The organism is Glycomyces sp. NPDC021274 (genome assembly GCF_040641195.1).
GTDB lineage: Bacteria > Actinomycetota > Actinomycetes > Mycobacteriales > Micromonosporaceae > Glycomyces.
On the sequence record NZ_JBFADC010000078.1, the window covers coordinates 1 to 1,299 of the forward strand.

A 1,299-nucleotide genomic window follows, 5' to 3' on the forward strand; every position below is an offset into this window, starting at 1 on the left:
GGGCGGCGGCCCCCCCCAAAGCTGGGGTGCGCGGGTCAGGCGGAAGCGGTCTTCTCCGGCTCGGCCGTGGCCTCGCCGTCCGAGAGCGCCGCGAGGAACCGCTCGGCGTCGAGGGCGGAGGAGCAGCCCGTGCCGGCAGCGGTGATCGCCTGGCGGTAGGTGTGGTCGACGACATCGCCGGCGGCGAAGACGCCCGCCAGGTTCGTCCGGGTGCTGGGTGCATCGACCTTGAGGTAACCCTCGTCGTCGAGGTTCAGCTGGCCCTTGAACAGCTCGGTCCGCGGGTCGTGACCAATCGCGATGAAGAGGCCGGTGACCGGAAGCTCGGAGGTCTCGCCCGTCTTGACGTTGCGCAGCGTCAGACCGGAGAGCTTGTTCTCGCCGTGGACCTCGGCGATCTCGCTGTCCCACACAAACTTGATCTTCGGGTCGGCGAAGGCGCGCTCCTGCATCGCCTTGCTCGCGCGCAGGGTGTCGCGGCGGTGGACGACCGTGACGGACTTGGCGAAGCGCGAGAGGAAGGTGGCCTCCTCCATCGCGGTGTCGCCACCGCCGATGACGGCGATGTCCTGGTCCTTGAAGAAGAACCCGTCGCAGGTCGCGCACCAGGAGACGCCCCGGCCGGACAGCTCGTCCTCGCGCGGCAGACCGAGCTTGCGGTGCTGGGAGCCGGTGGTGACGATGACCGCCTTGGCACGGTGCACGTTGCCCGCGGTGTCGGTGACGGTCTTGATCTCCTCGGTGAGGTCGACCGAGACGATGTCGTCCGGCACGAGCTCGGCACCGAAGCGCTCGGCCTGGGCACGCATGTTGTCCATCAGGTCCGGACCCATGATGCCGTCGCGAAAGCCGGGGAAGTTCTCCACGTCGGTGGTGTTCATCAAAGCACCGCCAGCGGTGACGGCGCCTTCGAAGACGAGCGGCTTCAGGGACGCGCGGGCGGTGTAGAGCGCTGCGGTATAGCCCGCGGGCCCGGAGCCGATGATGATCACGTTGCGGACGTCGCTCACGGGTTTCTTCCTTGTCTCTGCCGACGGCTTGCTGGGGTCTCGGAACTCTCACCCCACCCAACGGATCCTAAGGGGCCAGCATTCCCAGAGCGCCATCGCGCACTTGCCGCGGTTCAGTCTCGCCGATACGAGTGGGTCAGCAGAACCTTCCCGGGAGCCGGCGGAGTGGCTGAGACGCACGAGGCAGTGACGACGTAGGCAGAGACGCTCTTCGGGTCGGACGGGTGCGGCAGCACGACCAGGAATGCGTCCGTGCCCTCATAGGTGCTGCGACTCGACGCCAGTGGTT

1 protein-coding gene is annotated in these 1,299 nt (G+C 67.7%); it reads right to left on the minus strand.

Annotated features, from left to right (window positions below; all coding sequences use genetic code 11):
- Positions 1-35: 35 nt before the first annotated feature.
- Positions 36-1,010, minus strand: coding sequence for a thioredoxin-disulfide reductase (gene trxB / locus AB0I03_RS26700; protein ID WP_360417383.1), 975 nt, complete (start codon positions 1,008-1,010; stop codon positions 36-38).
- Between the last annotated feature and the right edge of the window lie 289 nt (positions 1,011-1,299).